Annotated in this window: 21 protein-coding genes and 2 tRNA genes; 9 read left to right on the forward strand and 14 right to left on the reverse strand. The window is 64.5% G+C overall.

The window, feature by feature from the left end; translation table 11 throughout:
• Positions 1 to 103: 103 nt before the first annotated feature.
• From DKB74_RS01005 to nadC, 5 genes are all read left to right on the forward strand, one after another.
• Positions 104 to 961, forward strand: a complete 858-nt coding sequence (locus tag DKB74_RS01005) for an MBL fold metallo-hydrolase (protein ID WP_109806259.1) — start codon at positions 104 to 106, stop codon at positions 959 to 961.
• Positions 958 to 1,647 (forward strand): DUF4230 domain-containing protein, encoded by a 690-nt coding sequence (locus DKB74_RS01010; RefSeq protein ID WP_109806260.1) that lies wholly within the window; start codon positions 958 to 960, stop codon positions 1,645 to 1,647. Before DKB74_RS01005 ends, DKB74_RS01010 begins: the two co-directional genes overlap by 4 nt.
• Before the next feature lie 84 nt (positions 1,648 to 1,731).
• On the forward strand, positions 1,732 to 2,763 hold the full coding sequence (gene nadA / locus DKB74_RS01015) for a quinolinate synthase NadA (RefSeq protein ID WP_109806261.1): 1,032 nt from the start codon (positions 1,732 to 1,734) through the stop codon (positions 2,761 to 2,763).
• A 58-nt stretch (positions 2,764 to 2,821) separates the two neighbouring features.
• Positions 2,822 to 4,126, forward strand: a complete 1,305-nt coding sequence (locus tag DKB74_RS01020; RefSeq protein ID WP_109806262.1) for a DUF2254 domain-containing protein — start codon at positions 2,822 to 2,824, stop codon at positions 4,124 to 4,126.
• Between the two features lie 70 nt (positions 4,127 to 4,196).
• The gene (nadC, locus tag DKB74_RS01025) at positions 4,197 to 5,075 is read left to right on the forward strand and encodes a carboxylating nicotinate-nucleotide diphosphorylase (RefSeq protein WP_239987320.1); all 879 of its coding nucleotides are present in this window, start codon (positions 4,197 to 4,199) and stop codon (positions 5,073 to 5,075) included.
• Between the two features lie 15 nt (positions 5,076 to 5,090).
• Here nadC and DKB74_RS01030 read toward each other — a convergent pair whose 3' ends face one another.
• The 3 genes from DKB74_RS01030 to DKB74_RS01040 are packed head-to-tail and all read right to left on the reverse strand — an operon-like array spanning position 5,091 to position 8,504.
• A complete protein-coding gene (locus tag DKB74_RS01030; RefSeq protein ID WP_239987321.1) occupies positions 5,091 to 5,522 on the reverse strand; it encodes a DUF4112 domain-containing protein in 432 nt (143 codons plus the stop codon).
• A gap of 7 nt (positions 5,523 to 5,529) precedes the next feature.
• Complete coding sequence (locus DKB74_RS01035; protein WP_109806264.1) at positions 5,530 to 6,999, reverse strand: ABC transporter substrate-binding protein; 1,470 nt, start codon at positions 6,997 to 6,999, stop codon at positions 5,530 to 5,532.
• Complete coding sequence (locus DKB74_RS01040) at positions 6,996 to 8,504, reverse strand: peptide ABC transporter substrate-binding protein (protein WP_109806265.1); 1,509 nt, start codon at positions 8,502 to 8,504, stop codon at positions 6,996 to 6,998. The genes DKB74_RS01035 and DKB74_RS01040 overlap by 4 nt, the downstream gene beginning before the upstream one ends.
• A 97-nt stretch (positions 8,505 to 8,601) precedes the next feature.
• On the opposite strand from DKB74_RS01040, the gene DKB74_RS01045 reads away from it, so the two are divergent.
• Entirely contained in the window at positions 8,602 to 9,078 is a 477-nt protein-coding gene (locus tag DKB74_RS01045; protein ID WP_109806266.1) for an NUDIX domain-containing protein, read from the forward strand.
• Positions 9,079 to 9,162: 84 nt separating this feature from the next.
• The gene (locus DKB74_RS01050; protein ID WP_109806267.1) at positions 9,163 to 9,546 is read left to right on the forward strand and encodes a hypothetical protein; all 384 of its coding nucleotides are present in this window, start codon (positions 9,163 to 9,165) and stop codon (positions 9,544 to 9,546) included.
• Positions 9,547 to 9,553: 7 nt separating this feature from the next.
• Here DKB74_RS01050 and DKB74_RS01055 read toward each other — a convergent pair.
• From DKB74_RS01055 to aroA, 6 genes are all read right to left on the reverse strand, one after another.
• Positions 9,554 to 9,640: transfer RNA gene (locus tag DKB74_RS01055), tRNA-Leu, on the reverse strand.
• A 102-nt stretch (positions 9,641 to 9,742) separates the two neighbouring features.
• Positions 9,743 to 10,021, reverse strand: a complete 279-nt coding sequence (locus tag DKB74_RS01060) for an integration host factor subunit beta (protein WP_109806268.1) — start codon at positions 10,019 to 10,021, stop codon at positions 9,743 to 9,745.
• 169 nt (positions 10,022 to 10,190) lie between these two features.
• Positions 10,191 to 11,912, reverse strand: coding sequence for a 30S ribosomal protein S1 (gene rpsA / locus DKB74_RS01065; protein WP_109806269.1), 1,722 nt, complete (start codon positions 11,910 to 11,912; stop codon positions 10,191 to 10,193).
• Positions 11,913 to 12,206: 294 nt separating this feature from the next.
• Positions 12,207 to 13,235, reverse strand: a complete 1,029-nt coding sequence (locus DKB74_RS01070; RefSeq protein ID WP_109806270.1) for an NAD(P)-dependent alcohol dehydrogenase — start codon at positions 13,233 to 13,235, stop codon at positions 12,207 to 12,209.
• A 114-nt stretch (positions 13,236 to 13,349) separates the two neighbouring features.
• Entirely contained in the window at positions 13,350 to 13,997 is a 648-nt protein-coding gene (gene cmk / locus DKB74_RS01075) for a (d)CMP kinase (RefSeq protein ID WP_109806271.1), read from the reverse strand.
• 15 nt (positions 13,998 to 14,012) lie between these two features.
• Positions 14,013 to 15,350, reverse strand: coding sequence for a 3-phosphoshikimate 1-carboxyvinyltransferase (aroA, locus tag DKB74_RS01080; protein ID WP_109806272.1), 1,338 nt, complete (start codon positions 15,348 to 15,350; stop codon positions 14,013 to 14,015).
• A gap of 128 nt (positions 15,351 to 15,478) precedes the next feature.
• Between aroA and DKB74_RS01085 the strand changes: the two genes are divergently transcribed.
• On the forward strand, positions 15,479 to 15,796 hold the full coding sequence (locus tag DKB74_RS01085) for a TIGR02300 family protein (protein ID WP_109806273.1): 318 nt from the start codon (positions 15,479 to 15,481) through the stop codon (positions 15,794 to 15,796).
• Between the two features lie 112 nt (positions 15,797 to 15,908).
• Positions 15,909 to 15,984, forward strand: a tRNA-Ala gene (locus DKB74_RS01090).
• 314 nt (positions 15,985 to 16,298) lie between these two features.
• Here DKB74_RS01090 and DKB74_RS01095 read toward each other — a convergent pair.
• From DKB74_RS01095 to DKB74_RS01115, 5 genes are read right to left on the reverse strand one after another with little or no spacing between them, the layout of a single operon-like run.
• On the reverse strand, positions 16,299 to 16,502 hold the full coding sequence (locus DKB74_RS01095; RefSeq protein ID WP_109806274.1) for a hypothetical protein: 204 nt from the start codon (positions 16,500 to 16,502) through the stop codon (positions 16,299 to 16,301).
• On the reverse strand, positions 16,499 to 17,665 hold the full coding sequence (locus tag DKB74_RS01100; RefSeq protein ID WP_109806275.1) for a PepSY-associated TM helix domain-containing protein: 1,167 nt from the start codon (positions 17,663 to 17,665) through the stop codon (positions 16,499 to 16,501). Before DKB74_RS01100 ends, DKB74_RS01095 begins: the two co-directional genes overlap by 4 nt.
• Positions 17,662 to 19,104 carry an amidase gene (locus DKB74_RS01105; protein ID WP_109806276.1) on the reverse strand — a complete coding sequence of 481 codons (1,443 nt, stop codon included), beginning with the start codon at positions 19,102 to 19,104 and terminating at the stop codon, positions 17,662 to 17,664. The genes DKB74_RS01100 and DKB74_RS01105 overlap by 4 nt, the downstream gene beginning before the upstream one ends.
• The gene (locus DKB74_RS01110; RefSeq protein ID WP_109806277.1) at positions 19,101 to 19,700 is read right to left on the reverse strand and encodes an FMN-binding negative transcriptional regulator; all 600 of its coding nucleotides are present in this window, start codon (positions 19,698 to 19,700) and stop codon (positions 19,101 to 19,103) included. The genes DKB74_RS01105 and DKB74_RS01110 overlap by 4 nt, the downstream gene beginning before the upstream one ends.
• Positions 19,697 to 22,942 (reverse strand): amidohydrolase family protein, encoded by a 3,246-nt coding sequence (locus DKB74_RS01115; protein WP_239987322.1) that lies wholly within the window; start codon positions 22,940 to 22,942, stop codon positions 19,697 to 19,699. The genes DKB74_RS01110 and DKB74_RS01115 overlap by 4 nt, the downstream gene beginning before the upstream one ends.
• Positions 22,943 to 22,981 lie beyond the last annotated feature (39 nt).

Genomic DNA, 22,981 nt, shown 5'->3' on the forward strand with positions numbered 1-22,981 from the left:
GGCCGGTCGCTTTCCTTCGTGCGGCCGGCCCCGCAACCTGTGCGGGACACCGGCGCGGCATCGCCCACTTGTGTTGCAGGGGCGAAACCGCCATCTCGTAGGTATGACGGAAACTCCCACCGGCGTCGCCGAACGGCTCGACACGCTCGTGGTGCGCGTGCTGGCGCCCAATCCGTCGCCCTATACCTATAGCGGAACCCAGACCTATCTGATCGGCACCAGCGATCTGGCAGTGATCGATCCGGGTCCGGCGGACCCCGCGCATCTCGCCGCCCTGACCGAAGCGATTGCCGGGCGCCCGGTGCGCGCGATCCTGTGCACCCATACCCATCGCGATCACAGCCCGGCGGCCGCGCCGCTGAAGGCCGCCACCGGCGCGCCGGTCATCGGTTGCGCGCCGCTGACGATGGACGATGCCGGTCCGCGTGCCGACGCGGCATTCGATGCCGAATATCGGCCCGACCGGGTGTTGACGCATGGCGAAACCATTGCGGGCGAAGGCTGGACGATCGAAGCAGTGGCAACGCCGGGCCATACGTCGAACCATCTCTGTTTTGCGCTGCGCGAAAATGGCGCGCTGTTCACCGGCGATCATGTGATGGGATGGTCGACCAGCGTCGTCGCGCCGCCCGACGGCGACATGACGGCATATCTGGCGAGCCTGGAATTGCTGATGCATCGCGAGGACAAGGTCTATTATCCCGCCCATGGACCGCAGATCGATCGGCCGCAACGGCTGGTGCGCGGCATGATCGGCCATCGCCGCCAGCGCGAGGGCCAGATATTGCGGCTGTTGCGCGAAGGAGTGCATCGCATCCCCGATCTGCGCGCGCGCATGTATGTCGGGCTCGATCCCCGGCTGGAGGGCGCGGCGGAACGATCGGTGCTTGCGCATCTGATCGACCTGATGGGCCGTGGTATCGTCGCCGGTGAAGGCGAGGATTGGAGAATGGCGGCATGAAGCGGGGCTGTTTTTCGGTATTCGGGTTTCTTGCCGCGCTGGCGATCATCGTCGGCGCCATCTTCGTGGTGGGTCGCGACTATATCGAAAAGAAGATCGCCGGCCCCGATCCGGTGACCGTCGCGGCGACGAGCCTGCAGGGCATGCGCGAACAGGCCCGGCTTTCCACCTTCGCTGCGCGTTATGTGACGGTCGTCACTGCGACTCAGCAGCGCATGTGGCTGTCGGCGCACAAGACGCTGATCATGCCCGGAGACGTCCGCTATGAAGTCGACCTGTCCAAGCTTCAGCAAAAGGACATGCGCTGGGACGCGAACACCAACACGCTCAGCATCGTCCTGCCGCCGATCGAAGTCGTCGGCCCCACCGTCGATATGAACGCGATCCGCGAATATAGCGGCGGCGGCATTTTGATGTCGCTGACCGATGCCGAGGATCAGCTCGACGAAGCCAATCGCAAGGCGGCGCAGGAGGACCTGCTGAAACAGGCGCGTGCCGATGTGCCGATGCGGCTTGCCCGCGAAGCGACCCGCCGCGCCGTCGAGCGCAGCTTTGCCATGCCGCTGCGCGCAGCGGGGCTGCAGGCGAATGTCCAGGTGCTGTTTCCCGACGAAGTGAAGCGCGGGAACAACGAAGTATGGGATGTTTCGCCGTCGATCGAGGAAGTGCTCGCCAATCGTCAGTGATTGGCCCCGACAGGCGGGGCCGCTTTCCTCGGTTGATCGTTTCACGGATTGGCCCCATCTGGGCGCCAACGGAGGACCTCTCGAATGAATGCACCAACGGGTAATGGCGAAGATTTGCGCGGGCTGGATCTGCGGGCCGAGATTGAGCGACTGCGCAAGGAGCGCAATGCCGTCATTCTGGCGCATTATTACCAGAAGCCGGAGATTCAGGACATTGCCGATTTCGTCGGCGACAGCCTCGACCTCAGCCGCAAGGCGGCGGCGACCGATGCCGATGTGATTGCGTTCTGTGGCGTGCGCTTCATGGCGGAGACCGCCAAGGTGCTGAGCCCGGAAAAGATCGTCGTGCTGCCCGACATGGATGCCGGCTGTTCGCTGGAGGACAGCTGTCCGCCCGAACAATTCGCCGAATTCCGCCGCCAGCATCCCGATCATATCGCGCTGACCTACATCAACTGTTCGGTCGAAGTGAAAGCGCTGTCCGACGTGATCGTCACCAGTTCGTCGGCGGAAAAGATCCTGACGCAGATCCCGGAAAGCCAGAAGATCATCTTTGGCCCCGACAAGCATCTGGGCGGCTATCTGGCGCGCAAGACCGGACGCGACATGCTGTTGTGGCCGGGCGTGTGCATCGTCCATGAGGCGTTCAGCGAGACCGAGCTGCTCAAGCTCAAGGCACAGCATCCCGACGCGCCCGTCGCCGCGCATCCCGAATGCCCCGCCTATATCATCGATCATGCCGATTATGTCGGATCGACCAGCGGCATCCTGCAATATGCCAAGGATATGACCGGTGACACGCTGATCGTCGCCACCGAACCGCATATCATTCACCAGATGGAAAAGGCGGTTCCGGAGAAGAATTTCATCGGTGCGCCGGGCGCGGACGGCAACTGCAACTGCAACATCTGTCCGTATATGGCGCTCAACACGATGGAGAAGCTCTATCTCGCGCTGCGCGATCTGGAACCCCGGATCGAGATCGAGGAGGAGTTGCGGCTCAAGGCCAAGAAGAGCCTCGACAAGATGCTCGAAATGGCGAGCGCGACGGTCGGGCAGGGCGATCTGGGCCCGGTGCCGGAAAACGATATGGGCCCGGTGATGAAGGGCGACTGATCGGGACGATGCGTCGCGGGCGGGGCAACCGTTTCGCCCGCGGCACGTTCTAGGGCGCATGAATGCCTGGTTGCGCCAAATCACCTCCCGCCTCAACGCGAGCTACTGGTTCCTTCCCACGCTGCTGACGATCGCCGCGATACTATTGTCGCTGGTCACTTATTGGCTTGATCGCACGCTGGGTCAGCACTGGATCGCGGACATGGGCTGGCTTCACGCGTCGAAGCCCGACGGCGCCCGCGCGCTGTTGTCGACCATCGCCGGATCGATGATCTCGGTCGCCGGCACGGTGTTCGCGATCACGATCGCGGCAGTCGTCTATGCCTCGGGCAATTACGGGCCGCGCCTGCTCACCAACTTCATGACCGACCGCGGCAATCAGCTTTCGCTCGGCGTGTTCATCGCGACCTTCGTCTATTGCCTGCTGATATTGCGTACGATCCGCCAGCCCGATGAAACCGGGCCGTTCGGCATGGGTGGCGGCGGCGGATTCGTTCCCGAACTGTCGTTGCTCGTCGCCTTCATGCTCGCGCTGCTTTCGGTCGCGGTGCTCGTTTATTTTCTGCACCATGTGCCCGACAGTATCCGAATCAATCGCGTCGTCGCATCGATCGGCCGACGCGTATTGCACGATATCGAGCATCGCTTTCCCGACCCCGATCAGGGCAAGGAGCCGATACATCGTTCGCGCGCGGGCACGCCGGTTCGCGCGCATCGCGTGGGCTATGTCGAAGTCGTCGATTTCGCGACGCTTGGCCGCGTCTGCGAGGAACAGGGCCTGAAAATCCAGCTTGCGGTACGGCCGGGCGATTTCGTGCATCCCGATGTCCCGCTGCTGCATGTCGAGGGGACGTGCGGCGAGGATGTCCCCGATCGTCTTCGCAACGCCTTTGCGGTCGGGACCAGCCGTACTGCCGATCAGGATCTGGAATATTCGATCGACGAACTGGTCGAAATTGCGTTGCGCGCGCTTTCTCCGGGCATCAACGATCCCTTCACCGCGATCACCTGTATGCACTGGTTGTCGGCGGGAACCGCCAGGATTGCGATGCGCGATCTGCGCCGCGATGCGGATGGGGATTGCAGTAGCGATCATGGTGTCGACGCATTGCCCGACGATTTCGCGCATTTCCTGCGCCGGGGCTTCGGAGCGGTCCGCACCTCGGCGGCGGGCAATCTGCTGGCGGCGCTCAATTTCGTTCAGGGGCTGGAAAGCGCCGCGACGGGGCGACCATCGGACGCGCGCACCGAAATGCTGCGGCACGAAGCGCGTCAGCTGCTGGCGCAGGCGGAGACATTGCTTGCCGGTCCGGCGCTCGATGAACTGCGCGAACGCGTGACGCTGTTCGTCGGCGACGATTGACGTCTGTCGCTTGCCGCAGCGATCTGCCAAGGAAGGCGCGGCGAGAGTTCAGCTATTGAGAGGCGACAGCGTGACCCAGCAGGTACAGGCAGGAATCGATCCGGGCGCATTCGCCTTGCCGGGTTTCGATCTCGACCGCTTCGTGCGCGAAACGCTGGCGGAGGATCTGGGCGTGGCGGGCGATATCACTTCGGCCGCGGTCATTCCGGCCGAAGCGCGCTTCACCGGCGTGATGGACAGCCGCGACGCGATCATCGTCGCGGGGCTGCCGATCGCCGAAGCCTTTTTCCGCGCGCTCGATCCCGATGTCGAAATCGAATGCCTGGTAACGGATGGGGACAGGGTCGCCGCCGGGACCGATCTGATGCGGCTGTCGGGAAAGGCACGCGCGTTGCTGACGGCGGAACGGTCTGCGCTCAACACCGTGCAGCATCTGTCGGGCATTGCCACGATGACGCGGGGCTATGTCGAGCGCATCGCCGGGACGGGCGCGACTCTGCTCGACACGCGCAAGACGATTCCGGGCCTGCGCGTTCTGGAGAAATACGCAACGCGCATGGGCGGCGCCCGCAATCACCGCATGGGCCTGTGGGATGCGGCGATGATCAAGGACAATCACGTCGCCGTTGCCGGGTCGATCGGCGAGGCGGTGCGTCGCGCGGTTTCGGCGCATATCGAGAACATCATCGTCGAAGTCGACCGGATCGATCAGATCGAACCCGCGCTGGCGGCGGGGGCCACGCACCTGCTGCTCGACAATATGTCGGTCGCGCTGCTGCGGGAGGCGGTGGCGCTGGTGAACGGGCGCGTGCCGACAGAGGCATCGGGCGGCGTGCGGCTCGACACAATTCGTGCCATCGCCGAAACCGGCGTGACCTTTGTCAGCGTCGGACGGCTGACTCAGTCGGCGCCCGCCGCCGATATCGGGCTCGACTTTCAGGCGGAATAGCGTTCCGCCGCAACCTTAATGGTTGATCGTGGCGGTGCCGGGATGATGCTTGTCCAGATGGCGCAGGATCATCTTCAGGTTGCGCGTGTTCGACCGGAACATGAAATCGGCCGCGTCGCCGATGAACGGCACCAGCCCGATCAGCCAGTCGAATGCGACATTGCCGACCATCCGCGCCATCTTGGTCTTTGACATGCCGATATTGCGCGCTTCCCACACCATATAAAGGCCCATTGCCGAGGTGATGAAATCGCCCGCGATCGGGATCAGGCCCAGGATCGCATCCAGCCCGAATCGCTGATTGGTGCCGGGAATTTTGAAGCTGCCCTCGAGCAGTTGTTCCATCGCAACGACACGCTTGCGCACATCAGCGGCATGCGTGCCCAGCGGCAGATTCTTGCCTGCTTCGCGAAATGTGCTCGATGCCATACGTCCCAGCCGTGCCATGAGCGCCTCATTTGTTGTCGTTGCGTACCTGATCCAACACATGCCATGCGCGCGGGTTCCCCTGCCACGCATTCAGCCGCGTCGCGACGATAGACCATCTGAGTGGTTTCGCCAGTGGAATGAACGAAACGTCGCGCGTCAACAGCGCGTCGGCCTCGGCGATGCGATGCGACCGTTCGGTAAGGTCCGTCGTATCGCGCGCGGCGTCGAGTGCGGCCTGCGCTTCTTCCGAACAGGGCTGACAGGCCTCTGCCAGATACCAGCGCGCGCTGTCATAGGGTGCGACATCGTCGATCAGCCGTAAATCGGCGTCTTCCCAGGGCGGCACGCGAACCGGGTCGATACCGATATCGATCAGCGCGACGCCGATATGCCCCCATATCAGCGTGGCACCGGGGCCATAGGGCATCGCCACGCGCAGGCGCACCGGCGCGCCGTCATGCGCGCCACGCCATTGGCGCACGCGCGATCGGGCAAGCGCGCGGCGTTGCTCAAGCGAAGTTTCGCGCCATTCCGGAACCGTCGGATCGGCCGCCGAATCGAACCGGGCGGGAAGCAGGGTTTCCTGCGTCGACCAGCCGGCCATTACTGCGTCGGTCAGCGCGGAGCGATCGATCGCCATTGCCAATGCTGCGCGATTTTCCGCCGATTCCAGAAAGCCGGCTCGATCGACGATGGCCAGCCCGAACAGGCCCTCCGCCGGGTCCGTGCGGATATTGGCGGGGGCAACGCCGGCGATGCCGACGAGCGGCCAATCGACGAAGCTGCCGCCCAGCACCAGATCCGACCGGCCTGAAACGAAACGTGCCAGCGCCAGCGACGCGCGTTCGCCGCGCAGCCGCACCTGTTTGGCGGGTTCGGGCTCGCTCGCTTCTTCCGCTTCGGTGTCGGAAGAATCGAACGCGGGCGAGAGCAGCAGCACATCGTCGGTTTCGCCCGCCACGCGGAACGGCCCGCTGCCGTCCAGCTGGCGCGGGCGGAATATCGTCAGCTCGGGCTGCGCGAACAGGTTGAGCATGTCGGGGCGCGGCTGGCGCAGCCGCACTTCGATCACTTCCGGAGTCATCGCGACGATTTCGTCGATCACGGCGAGGAACGGAGCCAGCGCGTTGCGGCTGCGCGGTGCGATGGCGCGGCGCAACGATGTCACCACCTGCGCCGCGGTTACCGGCGTGCCGTCGGGCCAGGTGGCGTCACGCAGCCGGAAGATATAGCTGCGCCCGTCGTCGATGACGATCCATCTCTGGGCAAGGCCGGGGACGATCTGGCCATTGGCATCGAACCGCACCAGCCCCTGCGCGGTCGCGTACATGCGCACCGCCTGTGGCGTATCGATCGGCCCGCGGCTCGGATCGGCCGCTTCGGCAGGGCCGCCGATCGCACTTACTTCGACCGGTATATCGTCCGGTCGCGGCTTGCCGCACCCCGCCGCAGCGAGCGCGAGCGCAAACACCAGCAGCAGAGGCGAGCGGTTCATTGCAGTTCCCGGTGCAGGAGACGGCTGGGGTGTATGTTCATGCCATTGTCCTGCCAACCCCCGATTTCGGGCGCGACCAGCGAGCGGCTGACATAGAAATGGAGGAGCAGGATGGGCGCGGCGCGTTGCAACCGCAACTCGGCGGCCTGTAACGCGTCGGGATCGCCTGTCATCCCTGCGTCGAGCAACTGGTCATATTCGGGGTCGGCATAGCCCGAATAGTTGATCGCCCCGGCATCGCTGCGATGGACCGCAAGGAAATTCTCCGCAGCGGGCAGATCGGCGATCCAGCCCGAACGCGCCAGTTCGAAATCGCCGCTGCGCAGGGCAGCGAAATGGAGCTGTGCCTCGCTGTTGAGCAGCTGTGCCTCGACGCCATAAGGGCGCCACATCGCCGCCAGCGCCACGGCGATCCGGCGATGGTCGCCGCCCGAATTGAAGCGGATGGTGAAGCGCAGCGGCCGGCCGGGCCCGAAGCCGGCCTGGGCGAGCAGCCAGCGGATATGCTCCGGGTCGCTGCCCAGCGGATCGGCATTGGCGCCGCCCAGCGCAGGCGGGACCAGTCCCGTTGCCGGCAATTCCCCGGTGCCGAGCAGCGTATCGGCGATCCAGCGACGGTCGACCGCCATCGACAGCGCCTGACGGACGCGCGCGTCGCTGCACGGCGGGCGGCGTGTGTTGAACGCGAAATAATAGGTTCCGGCATAGGGATGGACATGCACCGCGCCGGGCAAATGTGCGCGCGCCCAGTCGAGCCGCGTCGGCGGCACATCGGAAACCGTGTCGGCCATGTCACCGCGAAACCGGCGCAATGCCGCCAGCTTGTCCTCCGCCGGGCGCCAGTCGATCCGCGAAGTGGCGGGCGCGCCGCCCTGCCATGCCGGATTGGCTTCCAGCGCGATCCGGTCGCCCAGCCGCCAGTCGGTGAGGCGATAGGGACCGGACGTGACCAGCGGCCGCTCCGACGTCCAGCCGTCGCCAGCGGAATCGATCCGGTGCAGCGGCAGCGCCGCCATCGCCGGATGGGCGAGCAGATAGGGGAGATAGGCGATCGGACGCTTCAGCCGGACCGTGACTGCGTCCGGCCCGTCGGGTTCGATTCCGGCAATGGCTTCGAACAGCGAGGCCGTGGGCGAAGCGGTTTCGGGCGCGCAAAGCCTTTGCCAGCCGCGTACGAAATGCTCGGCCCTGATCGGTGCGCCGTCCGAAAAGCGCAGCGCCGGTCGCAGCTGGAATCGCCACGCCAGCGCGGCGCGATGCGTAATTTCCGCCAGTCCCGGCTCGGCTTCTCCGGCTCCGGTATAGCGCATCAGCCCTTCGAACTGGTCGGCGGCGACGCGCAGCGATGTGAGATCCGAGATCTTCTGCGGATCAAGGCCTTTCACTTCATCGTCGGAAAGGCGCACAATGACGCCATCGCGCGGTTGCCGGGAAGGCCCGCGGGAACAGGCGCTCAGCGCCAGCAGCGACAGCGTGCCCAGATGAATGTCGCGGCGGGAAAACATGCGGGTACCAGACTGCGCCTTTGCGGCAAGGCGGGCAAGCCTTGGCGCGGCTGCTGCACCTGCCATAGGGTGGACGAAATTCAGAGGCGAGTCGGCAATGCTGGTGGAGCGACGGGGATTGTCGGCATTGCTGTTTCGCGCGGCGGCCACCGGCGCGCATCATCTGTTGCGGCTGCGCTGGTGGGTGACGCGGCCCAGGACCCAGGGCGTCAGTGCGCTGCCCGTCACGCCCGAGGGCAAGGTGATCCTCGTCCGCCACAGCTATGTTTCGGGCTGGTATATTCCCGGCGGCGGCCGCAGGGCCGATGAGGATCCGCGCGAGGCGGCACTTCGCGAATTGCGCGAGGAGATCGGCATGACGTCGCATGGCCGCGTCCACGCGATCGGCGAATTCGAACATCGGCCCCACCACAAGCGCGACACAATGGCCTTTTTCGTTGTCGAGGATGTCGTCTGTTCGGCGAGACTGTCGATCGAGATCGAAGCGATCGGTGCCTTTTCGCCTGATGCACTGCCCGATGGCGTCAGTCCACGAAGCGTCGCACGCATCAAGCTTTGGCGGGAAGGCGCTTGATCGCTCCGGCTGGATGGAGGGCTGCTGTTTCGGAACGCGCGTCTGGTATAGTGCGGTGCAGCAAAAGCGGCTAAGGCGTGGCCGATGCAGACCATGGCCAACACCTATAACGGGTGGATCGACTGGATCCTCAATACCAGCCAGCTGTCGGACAAGTTCTGGCACGTCCAGGCAGGGCTCGCGATCCTGGTGATCGCGCGGCTGTTGCTCCGCGTTCCGTTGCGCAGCTTTCTGCCCCTGTTCGTGGTGATCGCTGCCGAAGCGGGGAATGAAGTGCTGGATCGCATCTATCTGGGCGCATGGAACTGGGACGATACTGCCAGCGACGTGTTCTATACGCTGCTCTGGCCGACGATCCTTACTTGCGGCGCCTTTGCTACGGCACGGTATCCGGAACTGAGCGAGCCGCCGAAATGGCTTCGTCGATGGGTCATCCGCGACGAAAAGCGGACTGACGAGCAGGAATAAGGCCTGCTGGTGCGGACGGCGGGACTCGAACCCGCACGCCCTTACGGGCAAAAGATTTTAAGTCTCCAGCGTCTACCGGTTCCGCCACGTCCGCACCCGGGGACGAGAAGCCGATGGCGATCCGCGCGTCAAGCGCCGCAGCATATCAATTTGCTGAGAGGGTATCCGGAAAAGACCGAGTTTGCCGTTGGAACGGTTAAACGTTCAGGCGCTCGCGCATTTCCTTGCCGGGTTTGAAATAGGGGACGCGCTTGGCATCCACTTCGACCGATTCGCCCGTGCGCGGATTGCGTCCGACGCGTGCGTCGCGGGCGCGGGTAGAAAAGGCCCCGAAGCCGCGCAGTTCGACACGGCCACCTTCGCTCAGCCGCTGAACGATCTCGTCGAAAAATACCGCGACGATCCTCTCGACCTCCCTTGCGGAAAGATCGGGGTTATCATGTGCCAGCTTCTGAACAAGTTCGGAACGGATCATCCAAGCCCTCCAAGCGGGCGGCCTTCCGTTTTTTCGGTAAGACTACGCCGCGACCACGGCCGCATGGTAGCGCCGATGGGCTATCTGCATCAACCCGAAGATGAACGAAATTTGCAGATTCCCAAAGATATGCGTGCCGGGACGGACGGTCCGCCCCGGCACACCATATTTACTCCTGGTCGCCGCCGGTGCTGCGCGCCTTGAGCGCTTCACCGAGGATGTCGCCGAGCGACGCACCCGAATCGGACGAACCATATTGTGCGACAGCCTGCTTCTCTTCGGCGATCTGCATCGCCTTGACCGAGAAGGTCGGCTTCTTCGACCGGTCGGTGCCGGTGACCATTGCGTCGAACTTCTGGCCGACCTGGAAACGTTCCGGACGCTGTTCGTCGCGGTCGCGGCCCAGATCGGTGCGCTTGATGAAGCCGGTCTGGCCATCTTCGCCCGCCTGAACCTCAAGGCCCGCGTCGCGGACTTCGAGAACGGTGACGGTGACGATCGCGCCCTTGTTCAGGCGGTCGCCCGAAGCGGCAACCGCGCCGGCGGCCGGGGCCCCACGCTCGAGCTGCTTCATGCCCAGGCTGATGCGCTCCTTGTCCGGCTCGACGGCCAGAACGACGGCCTGAACCGTCTCACCCTTGCGGTGCAGGTTGAGCGCGTCTTCACCCGAAATGCCCCAGGCGATGTCCGACATATGGACCATGCCGTCGACATCGTTGTCCAGGCCGACGAACAGGCCGAATTCAGTGGCGTTCTTGACTTCGCCCTCGACAGTCGAACCGACCGGATGCGCTTCGGCGAAGGCTTCCCACGGATTCTGCTGCGCCTGCTTCAGGCCCAGCGAGATACGGCGCTTGTCTTCGTCGACCTCGAGCACCATCACTTCGACTTCCTGCGAAGTCGACACGATCTTGCCCGGATGGACGTTCTTCTTGGTCCAGCTCATTTCGCTGACATGGACCAGGCCTTCGATACCCGGCTCCAGTTCGACGAACGCACCATATTCGGTGATGTTCGTGACGCGGCCGGTGATCTTCGCGCCGACCGGATATTTGGCCGATGCGCCTTCCCACGGATCGCTTTCGAGCTGCTTCATGCCCAGGCTGATGCGCTGCGTGTCGCGGTTGATGCGGATGATCTGCACCTTCACCGTGTCGCCGATGTTGAGCATTTCGCTCGGATGATTGACGCGCTTGTAGCTGAGGTCGGTGACGTGCAGCAGGCCGTCGATGCCGCCCAGGTCAACGAACGCACCATAATCGGTGATGTTCTTGACGACGCCGTCGATCACCTGGCCTTCGGTCAGGCTCTGGATCAGGCCCGAACGCTGTTCGGCGCGAGTTTCCTCAAGCACCGCGCGACGCGACACGACGATGTTGCCGCGCTTGCGGTCCATCTTGAGGATCTGGAAGGGCTGGGGGATGTCCATCAGCGGCGTGACGTCACGCACCGGACGGATATCGACCTGGCTGCCCGGCAGGAACGCCACGGCGCCGTTCAGGTCGACGGTGAAGCCACCCTTCACGCGGCCGAAGATCACGCCTTCGACGCGGCTGTTTTCGGCGAATTCGGATTCGAGCTTATCCCAGGCGGCTTCGCGGCGGGCGCGGTCGCGGCTCAGCATCGCTTCGCCGTTCGCATTCTCGACGCGGTCGATATAGACTTCGACTTCGTCGCCGACCTTCAGCTCGGCCTTCTGGCCCGGAGCGGCGAATTCGCGCAGCGGCACGCGGCCTTCGCTCTTCAGACCCACGTCGATGACGGCGAGGTCGTTTTCGATGCCGGTGACGGTGCCGATGACGACGCGGCCTTCAAAGCTGTCTGCGCCGCCGAGCGTCTGCTCGAGCATTGCCGCGAAATCGTCGCGGCTCGGATTTGCCGTAGTGGCCATGTAAAAGTGGTTCCTGAACTAACGTTTTTCCGGCCAGCCGGTTGTTTCCGGCGGTCTTGTGGCCGAACTGCCGTGCCGGGCGAATCCCGGACGCGGCATCCGGGCGGGCATCGCCCCCGCAAAGGGTTGTTACAGTCGACAAAATGGCAATCGCCAAAATGCGAAATGGCGCGTGAGGAATCTTCCTCCGCGCCGACCCTCCGCGAGTCTCAACTCGCCGGACGGGCGCGCGTTAGCCGAAAACCCCCGCGAAGGCAAGCTGTCGCGGGGGAAGAGGGGGGGCGCGATCGGGGTTCAGGGTACCAGGACGGCGCGTCCGTTCACCTTGCCTTCGCGCAACCGGTCATAGACTTTCGCTGCATCTTCCAGAGGGTGCTTCTCCACCTCTGCACGGATACGGCCATTTTCGGCCAGCGCGATGACTTCCATCAGTTCGGCACGCGTGCCCCAATAGGGAATGGTCACTTGCGTGCCATAGGGCGGGCTGTCAGCCGAATATTTCACTACGCCGCCGGCAAGGCCGACCACCGTCAGCCGACTGTCGCGACCGACAACACTCGCCGCAAGGTCGATCGTCGTCTGCGCGCCGACGAAATCGAGCGCGACGGCGACACCGCGTCCGCCGACCAGATCGCGGATTTCCTCTGCGGCTGTCGTGTGGCCGCTATTGATCGTGATGTCGGCGCCCAGTTTCCTGGCATGATCGAGCTTGCCCGCATCGATATCGGCGGCGATGATCCGTGCGCCGGTGATCGCGCGCAATATCTGTACCGCCATATGGCCCAGTCCACCCACGCCGATCACCAGTACAGTGGCGTCGGGCGTCAGCTGCGGAATCGCCGCCTTGATCGCGTGATAGGGAGTCAGTGCGGCATCGCTGAGCGGCGCGACATCGGCCGGATCGAGCCCCTTCAACGGGACCAATAGCCGGGAATCGGGAACGATCATGTAATCGGCCATGCCGCCATCGCTGCCCAGTCCGCCGCCATAGCTCGGAATGCTGGCATGGCGTTCGCAGTAGTTTTCGGCCGAGATCTGGCAATGATGGCATTGGCCACAGCCCCATGGGCCATAAACGGCAACGGCATCGCCTTCCTGCCAGCCGTCGACGCCCTGACCCAGTGCGGCGACCCAGCCGGCATTTTCATGGCCGAGCGTGAACGGGCCCTTGAACGGCACTTCGCCATCCAGGACGTGCAGATCGGAATGGCAAACACCCGCGCCGCCGATCTTGAGCAATATTTCGCCAGGGCCGGGTTCGGGCTTGGCGATATCGACAATTTCCGGAGGTTTGCCTCCCTCGATAAAGCGGACGGCTTTCATGGTTGCGCTCCTTTTGCGACCTTTTTGGATTCATAATCCAAACGTGTCGGACCCCAGGTACGTTGCATTTTGCCACGAAAAAAACCGCCGGCAGGATGCGGCGGGAAGCGCGCGCTATTCGCTTTCAGAAGCGGCCTTCGCCCTGGACCGCGCTGCTTCCACGATCGCCACCGCCTTCTGCACTGCTGCTTCGATCGACAGGAAACTGGTGTCGAGCAACACCGCGTCCGCCGCCTGACGCATCGGCGCCTCGGCGCGTTTGGCGTCGCGTTCGTCGCGTGCGCGAATGTCGGAAAGCACCTTGTCCAGGCTTTCGAAGATACCGCTCTTGCGCTGTTCGAGCTGGCGGCGCTGGGCGCGGATCATCGGCGTCGCCTTGACGAAGATCTTCACATCCGCCTCCGGCGCGATGACCGTGCCGATGTCGCGCCCGTCGAGCACGGCGCCGCCCGGCTGACCGGCAAATCTCTTCTGCCGCAGCAACAGCGCCTTGCGTACCAGCGGATGCGCCGAAACGACCGATGCGACCTTGCCGACTTCCTCGCTTTTCAGCCGGGGATCCTCGAGCTGAAAATCGTCGAAGCTGCATCCGGCCAGCGCATCGGCTTCATTCGCCGGATCGCGTTCTTCGCGCAGCACTTCGGCGGCGACGGCGCGATAGAGGAGCCCGGTATCGAGATGCGGCAGCCCATAATGCCGCGCGAGTGCGCGGGCGATCGTGCCCTTGCCCGAGGCGGCGGGTCCGTCGACTGCAATAATCATTACCTAGACTTCAGCTTAGCGACGCACCGCGTCAAGGGTTTGGTAGAAATCGGGGTAGCTCGTTCCCACCGGCGCGACGTCGTCGATCGTCAATGGCCGGGTGCAGGCAAGCGCGGCGACCGTCATGCTCATTGCGATGCGATGGTCGAGTTTCGAGGCGATCTGCGCGTCGCCGGGCAGGGGATCGCCATCGGTGCCGTCGATGATCAGGCCGTCGGGAACTTCCTCCACATGCGCGCCCGCCGCGGTCAGCGCCGCCGCCATCGTCGCGATCCGGTCTGATTCCTTGACGCGCAGCTCCTCGGCACCGCGTGCGATCGTGCGGCCCCGCGCCAACGCGGCGGCGACGAACAGGATGGGATATTCATCGATCATGCTCGGCGCGATCTCTGGCGGGACTTCGATTCCGGTCAGCGGCGCGTGGCGGACGATCAGGTCGGCGACCGGCTCGCCGCCCACGGTGCGCGGCTGTGCTTCGGTAATGTCGGCGCCCATCATCCGCAGCGCCTGGATCAGGCCCGCGCGCGTCGGATTGAGGCCGACATTGGCAATCGTCAGTTCCGAACCCGGTACGATCGACGCGGCGACCATCCAGAAAGCGGCGCTGGAAGGATCGCCGGGCACTTCGATCTGCTGCGGGCGCAACTCGGCCTCTCCGGCGATCGCGATGATTCGTCCCTCGGGCGTTTGCTCGACCGACACGTCCGCACCGAATCCGCGCAGCATCCGTTCGCTGTGATCGCGCGTCGGCACCGGTTCGATCACGCGCGTGATACCGGGCGTGTTGAGCCCCGCCAGCAGGACCGCCGATTTCACCTGTGCCGATGCGACGGGCAGGCGATATTCGATCGGCACCGCCGGGCAAATGCCGCGCATGGTGAGCGGCAGGCATTTGCTTCCCTTGGCGCCGGGCGAAGCCGTGAATTCCGCCCCCATTTGCGACAACGGATCGATCACGCGCCCCATCGGCCGACTCGACAGCGACGCATCGCCGGTGAATGTCGCAGTGATCGGATGGCTGGCGATCAGGCCCATCAACAGCCGGGTGGACGTGCCCGAATTGCCCATTTCCAGTGCCGTGCGCGGCTGGAGCAGCCCGCCCACGCCGACGCCATGAACGCGCCACACGCCATCGCCGCCGCGTTCGATATCCGCACCCATTGCGCGCATCGCGGCGGCGGTGGCGAGCACGTCCTCACCCTCCAGCAACCCCGTGATACGGCTTTCGCCGACGGCCAGACCGGCGAACATCAGCGCGCGGTGGCTGATCGATTTGTCGCCGGGCACGCGGACGGTGCCGCGCAACGGTCCGGCGGCGGAAAGCGAAAGCGGGCGGGGGGCTGATGATGTCATAAGGCGCGCGGGCTTTTGACAGCGCGCTTGCGCTATGGCAAGGCGCGCCCCACTTTGCGGGGTACGGGCTTTGTCAGTGGCGGGCTCGATCCCCAAAATCCCAGTTTCGAAAGGCAAGAGGCGCTCACATGGTGAAGCCGGAATGGGGCACGAAGCGTACGTGCCCGAAATGCGCGACGCGATTTTACGATCTTGAGAAAGACGAACCGGTAACCTGCATCGAATGCGGGTATGCCTGGGAACCCGAGCCTGTGCTCAAGTCGAAGCAGCCGCTTCCGTTCGAATCGAACAAGAAGGAAGCGGAAAAGAAGGAAAGCAGCGATTCGGATCTCGGTGACGAGGATCTGGACATCGGTGAAGACGATGATTCGCCCGATGACGAAGTCGATCTGGGCGGCGACGACGATCTGGGCGTCAAGGCTTCCGAAGAAGACGACGAAAACTAAGCACCCGCTCTCGCGCGCTCCGGCCCTGTTTCCGGAGCGGCGCGGCAGCATCAAATCGGGTGCTTGCAATCTCCGCGGCGGCTGACTAAAGGCCGTCGCCTTCCCGGGGTGTGGGGCCGTAGCTCAGCTGGGAGAGCGTCGCAATGGCATTGCGAAGGTCAGGGGTTCGATCCCCCTCGGCTCCACCATTTCCCCTATGCCGTCCTTCGGACGCGATAGAATCGCGAATGGCAGGGGCTTAGGGCGGTTTTAAAGCCCTGATCCAGCGAGCCGGCTTTGACGGCTACCCGGTCTCTTCGATCTTCATGAGGCACGCAGAGTGCGCCGCCGGTGCTGGAAATGCGCGCACAGGGCCCTGTCCAATCCGATCGGCTCCGCCAGATCGCCGGGCACCAGCGCACCACGTTCATCAAGCACGCCCGCCGCTTCTGCTACGAGCGGCGCCAGGCCATGGTGGACGGAGCTAGTGGCTGGAGCGAGGCGGCGGACAGGCTCGGCACGTCTATCGGCGCTGCTTTTCGCGGGTGCGCGCCGAACTGCGGGTTTGAGAGGCCTTCGTCCAGGCGTGCGCGACGGCAAGCAACGGCAGGCTGAGTGCGAAGATGCCCAGAACGTCGCGCCAGCCTTCTCCGGTCAGCGCGACGATCAGACCGAACAGCGATGTCACGGCAAGGATCGCGGGTATGGCGAAGACGCTGCGCATCATGGTGCCGGCTCGGCTGGGACAACAGCCGTCCTCGTATCGCCCGCTGCGGCTGGCGGGCTGCGTCGCTTGCCGTGCCCGAGCCAGAGATACACGCCGGATCCGAGCACTATGATCAGGAAGATATCGAGCGTCGCCCAGAGCAGTTTGAGCGGCAGTCCGCCATAGTCGCCGAAATGCAGCGGGCGACTGAGCTGCAATGCCTTCATCGATACCGGCATCGGGCGGACATCGACCAGCGCGCCGGTCTCCGCGTCGATCAACGCGGGGGTCAGCAATTCCTTGGTCAGCGCCGACTTGCCCTGAAAGAACACGGCATAATGGCGGTCGGTGCTGAAACTGCCGCCCGGAAAGCCGATAAATTGCGGGTTGCTGCCGGGCAGCGCCTTGCGCGCAGACGCCATTGCGCGATCGAGCGAGCCATAGCGTTCGGGCGGGAGCGCGCCTTCGCCACGATGCGCGCCGGTCATGTCGGCAAGCGCGGTGGTGCGCCAATTGTCGGCGATGGGTGTCGCGAAGGCGTTCAGAATGCCGGTGATGCCGACCACGCACATCCATGCCAGCGCGACGATACCGAGCAGATTGTGCCAGTCGAGCCAGATCAGGCGACGGCTGCGCCCCAGCCGCAGCGTTCCGAAATCGAGCTTTCGCATGAACGGCGCGTAGAGAATGGTGCCGGATATCAATGACAGCACGAAGAGCAGGCCCATGGTGCCGAGGAACAACATGCCCGGCAGGCCAAGAAACATGTCGGTATGGAGCTGAAGCAGGAAGTCAGTGATCCCCTTGCGGTCCGGATCGCCGATCGTCGCGCCGGTCGCGCGATCGAACAGCAACAGCGTCATGTCCCGCTCTGCAGCGTCGGGCGTTGGTCCCGTGGTGACGGTCAGCAAGGGGCTGTCATTGGCGAACCCCATGAACAGCGGCACTTCGCCCGGCCTTAGCGCGAGCGCTTTTTCGACCATGGTATCGAGCGGCAAAAGGGCCGGGTCGTCGCTCGACGAGGCCGGGCCCGAAAGCGGTATGTGATCGCCGGTCGCCAGGTCGATTTCGTCATGAAAGATCAGCGGCAGGCCCGTCAGGCAAAGCATCAGCAGGAACAGCGTGCAGATCAGGCTCGTCCATTTGTGGACAAGAAACCAGACGCGGATCGTTTCCCGCTTCACTGCGATCCGGCCTGTTGCGGATGTGCGGCGGGCGGCCAGCGATTCGCCCAGGGGAATGCGGCCTCCAGCTCCTTGCCCAGCGCGAGCAGCATCTCGTCGCTGCCGGGACCGCCGGAGAAGAGCGCGCCCACAGGCAATTGCCCCGGTGCGGTGGCGATCGGCAATGTGATGCTGGGCGTGCCGGCCATATTATGAAGCGGCGTGTAGCTCATATAATCGAACAGCGCGTGCCATAGGTCGTCGAACGCGCGATCCGGTGCGAGCACCCCCAGCTTTGGCGGGACGGTGCGATTGACCGGCGAGAGCACGACATCGAATTCGGCGTGAAATTCGGTCAGCTCCTGCCGGACGCTGCCGATCACACCCAGCGCTGCGGCAAGCTCGTCCGGCGAGATCGTCGCGCGGCGCTCGCCAAGTCCGATGGTCCATGGTTCGAGCAGATCGGAAAGCGGCGTGTCGGGATTGGCCGCTGCATAATGATCGCAAAGATCACCGCCCAGATAGGGCCAGAGCAGGCCCAATGCGTCGAACGCCGCGCCGCGATCATAGCGAACCGGGCGCATTTCGACTTCATGGCCCAGTTGCGCGCACTTGGCTGCAACCGAACGGATCACGTCGGCGACCGCAGCTTCGGCCTCTCCGCCATGCATCGCATCAAGGTCGACCGCGATGCGCAGCCGCCGGTCGGGCGCGGGAAGCGCGCGTGCGTCCGCGGGGCGCAGGAAACGCGCGGCCCAGGCCGTGTCGCGCATCGACCGCGCGAACAGCCCGTCCGAACAAAGCGTGTCGTCGATCCAGTGCTGCGCCCGGGCGCGAACATTGAAGCCACGGCTCGCCTTGAACCCGATGATTCCGCAATTGGAGGCGGGCATGCGGATCGATCCCGCCGCATCGCTGGCATGCGCGAAGGGGACCATGCCCATCGCCACGGCAACCGCTGCGCCGCTGCTCGACCCGCCTGCCGAACGGTCGGCATCCCATGGGTTGCGGGTGGGGCCGTACAGCAGCGCTTCACCGGTCGCGAGCAGGCCGAATTCGGGCATGGTCGACATACCCACCGGCACCAGTCCCGCTGCATCGAAACGGTCGGCAATCGGCCAGCCGCGCGTCGCGACGACGTCGCGCTTGGCACGCGAACCCGAAACGGTGGGAAAGCCGGGATATTCGAGCGAAGCCTTGAGCAGATAGGGGACGCGCGCGCGCGGTGCGTCGGCGGGAATGCCGGTCAATGCGGCGCGGGCATGGGCGAAGGCGCGGTGGCTGACGGCGTTGACGGGGCCGTCCAGCGCCGCGATCCGCGCGATCGCCGCCTCGACCGGCGCTTGCGGCGCGATTTCGCCCGACCGCACCAGTTCTGCCTGACCGCAGCCGTCATGCTGTGCGATTTCCCACGCCTGATCCGCAGCCATGTTCGTTGCCATCGATACCGTGTCGGTCATTTCGTCTTTCGCATCCAGTCGGTCAGCGTCGCATCGGGGTGATTGGCCAGAATGTCATCGAACACCGATTGGCGCTCGTCCTGGCCCAGTTTGAATCGCGCTTTGGGCTCGCCCACCGTCGCGCGGAACGCGACGATGTGACGGATAAGCTGGTCATAGCGCTCGCCGAGTTGTTCGACCCGCCATGGGGTATCGGCGCCTGCCTCCATCGCCGCAGTCAGCTGCCGTACCGATGCCTCGGTTTCATCGGGAACGAAGGTTACATCGCCTTCGAATTTGACGACGGCATAGTTCCAGGTCGGCCCCCATTGGGGCTGCGACACCAATCGTGACGAGACATAGGCTTGCGGCCCCTGAAACAGGAATGTCGCGCGCGGGCGGCGTTCGAGGGCCCGGACCTGCGGATTGCGCAGCGCGAAATGCCCGAACAGAGAGACGATGCGACCGTCGGCATCGGTTTCCGCGAGCAGGGGCAGGGGAGTCGATTCATGGCCTGCGTCGCCGTCAGACACGATCCATGCCAGCGGATAGGCGGCGATCAGATCGACGATGTCGCTCTGGCGACGCGGCGCGAAGCGGTCCGGCTGTGCTGTCATTGTGCGCCTTCCGACGCGCTGAGCGCCGGAACGACCGGCATGTCCTGCGTGAACCACAAGGGCGGTAGCGGGCGTTGGCGCGGATAGATTTCGTTCAGCGTATCGGCATCGTAGACGCGGCCGTTCTTCATCACCTGAACGAGCGAATCGAGATTCGAAATATCGGTCAGCGGATCAGCGTCGAGGATCAGGATGTCGGCGAGCTTGCCCGGTTCGATGCTGCCGATGTCGCTGGCGCGGCCAATGATCCGCGCGCCGTCGATCGTCGCGGCCTGAAGCACTTCGCGCGGTGCGGCTCCGCCCGATGCGAGCGCCAGCATCTCCCAATGATAGCCAAGGCCCGGCAATTCGCCATGCGCGCCGATGCCGACCAGCCCGCCCGCGCGTTGAATCTCCAGCGCCGCCCGCGCAAAGCGCGGATAGGCACGGTCGAAATCGGGCGTGGCGCGATGGCCGCGCGCCTTTGCCTCCAGCACCGATTGCGGGATGAAGCGACGCAGCTTTGCGTCGCCGAGCATGTCGTGGCGACCCATCTGCTCATGCTCCATTTCGGGGCCGCCATAGAGCACGATCAGCGTCGGATTATAGGCGGTGCCGCTGCGCGCGAACAGCTGGATCACATCGTCATGGATCGGCGCGACGGGAAGGGCATGTTCGTTGCCGGCAAAGCCGTCGATCGCATGGGTGAGGTTGAGCGTCAGGTCGCTGGCGCCTTCGGTGGTCGGCATCATGCCCAGTTCCGCCGATGCGGCGACCATCATCTGTCGCTGCGCACGACCGCCGACCAGATAGGATTTGATGTTGCGGGTGCGATAATAATCGCGGTTGCGCGTCATCACGTCGCGGGCATGCGCCACGCTGGTAATGTCGCTGTTGATGAAGATGCCCGGCCCGGTCGAAAAGGCGCGGGGCCCGACCATCAGCCCGGCATCGATCATGTCCTGATAGGCGAAGATATCGGTGGTGAAGGTCTGGGGGTCGAGCCCGGATGTCACGCCATAGGCGAGCGTGGCGAGGAAATCCCAGTCGTTACGCTCCAATATGCCGCGCCGGATATCGAACCAGTGGTCGTGCACGTCGATGAAGCCGGGCAGCAGATATTTGCCGCGCACATCGCGTATCGCAGCGCCTTCGGGAATGGCGACGCGTCCGCGCCGCCCGACCGCGACGATACGGTTGCCGGTAATCACGACATCAGCGTCGGCGATCACCTGATCCCCGTGCATCGTGATTGCGGTGCCGCCGCGCAGCACAACGCTGCCTTCGGGAATGTCGCGCGGCAGTTCGACTTGTGCGGCGAAGCGCTCGGCATCGCCTTCGGCACGGCGCGTGCCGCTGCGGTCGACACGATCGAGCGCGATCCGGCGAAAGGTCGCGCCCAGCGACCATGTGATGGTCGCGCCATTGTCGGCCCAGCCAAAATCGTCCGCGCCGATATCGGTCAGCAGCACGAAATCGGTTCCCGGTTCGTCGAGATCGATCGGCTTTGCCGCTTGCGAAGCGGGCGGCACCGGTACGAGGTAAAGCTGCGACGCATCGCTTGCCAGCGCCCAGCGCCCGTCGGGGCTGATCCGGATGCCGTCGACGGGCGTATGCACGCCGATATAGCGATTGGGCGACACCGCGACGATGTTGATCAGCGGTTCGGGTGCTGCGTCACCGGTTATAGCGACCGATTTGATGCCGTCCGCGGCGCGAAAGCGTATGTGCGCGCCATCGGGATCGAATTGCGGATCGCGGATGCCCGACTGCGAGAAAATGTGCCGGGCCTCCCCGGTATCGACCGAAATCAGCAGCAGATCGGTGGGAAGCGTTCCCCAGATTTCGTTCTGTGCGTTCAGGCGGTCGGTCTGGCTGGCGCGCATGACGGCGATATGGCTTCCGTCAGGGGAATAGACGGGGTTGGAATAATAGGCCGGGAGCTGCGTCACTTGACGGGGCGTGCCGCCCGAGACGGGAATTTCCCACAGCTGCCCGCCATCGATCGCGGTCCAGCTGACATAGGCGATCGACGTGCCGTCTGGGGACCAGCTCGGTTGATAGACCGGAAGGTCGCCGGTCTCGATTCGCTCGGGCGTCGCGCCGGGCGTCAGCGCCATGCGATATAGGCTGCCGAGCGCGGAAAACACGATGCTGCTGCCGTCGGGCGACTGGCGCGGGGTCTGAATCACCCGCACGCGCACCGGCCCGGTTTCGACACGCTGATCGACACGGGTCTGGGGACCAAGCCCGAGTTCGACATCGACCGAAAAGGGAATGTCGGTGACGGTCTCGTCGGTCAGTTCGAGCCGCTTGAGATGCCCGCCCACCGGCACCAGCAGCGCCCGATCATCGGGTAGAAAACTGAATCGCGGCGTCAGATCGGCATAATAGCCGCCATGCTGACCGTCGGGATCGATCGGGAAGGCGATCCATTTGTCCTCGCCGGTTTCCAGATTGCGCAGCCTCAGACCGGTTTCGGCACCACGGCGGCTGGCATAGGCGAGCAGGCGCCCGTCATGGCTGAGCGCGGGGTGCATCGCGCCGCCCGGCGCCGTGACGACCGGCTCTTCGACGCCGGTGTCGAGGTTGCGGCGAACGATCTGCCAATGCGGCAGCGGCTTGTCGCTCCAGGTCGTTCCGGCCTTGCTGGAATAATAGACATAATGTCCGTCCGGCGACGCGACGGCACCCAGCGCATTATGGCGATCGTCCCAGCTTTCGCCGTTCGGTTGGGCCTGGGTAACGCGCTCGGGTTCGCCGGTGCCCGACGCATCATAGCGATACAGCTCGAACGCCAGCACAGGATGAACCATGCGCGAGGCAAAGACATGGCGGCCATCGGTCGACCATGATGGCGAACTGAATATCGTCGCGCCATCGTCGTGCGACAGCTGTCTGAGGTCGCTGCCATCGGCATTGGCGACCCAGAGATTGTTGCTGCCCGAACGATCGCTGATGAAGGCGAAGCGTGTCCCGTCGGGCGAAAACACCGGCTGAAATTCGAACGCCATGCCGGTGAGCACCGGCCGCGCCGACCCGCCTCCGGGGGCAAGTGCGTAGATATCGCCGAGCAGGTCGAAGAGAATGACCTCGCCGTTCGGCGCCATGTCGGGCGCCATCCATGTCGCTTCGTCGGTCGTGAAGCGAATCGTCCGCGTCGGTTCGAGCGGCAGGCCGTCCGAACCGCCGAGATCCTGCGCAGCTGCGCCGGCACTGTGAAAGACCAGCGCGAGCAGGAGAGGGAACAGGGGCTTCGACACGGCAGCGGCCTCCGTCAACTAGCGGGCGTCCGCCGGCCC

It is taken from the genome of Stakelama portus (assembly GCF_003171655.1).
Taxonomy (GTDB): Bacteria; Pseudomonadota; Alphaproteobacteria; order Sphingomonadales; family Sphingomonadaceae; genus Sphingomonas; species Sphingomonas portus.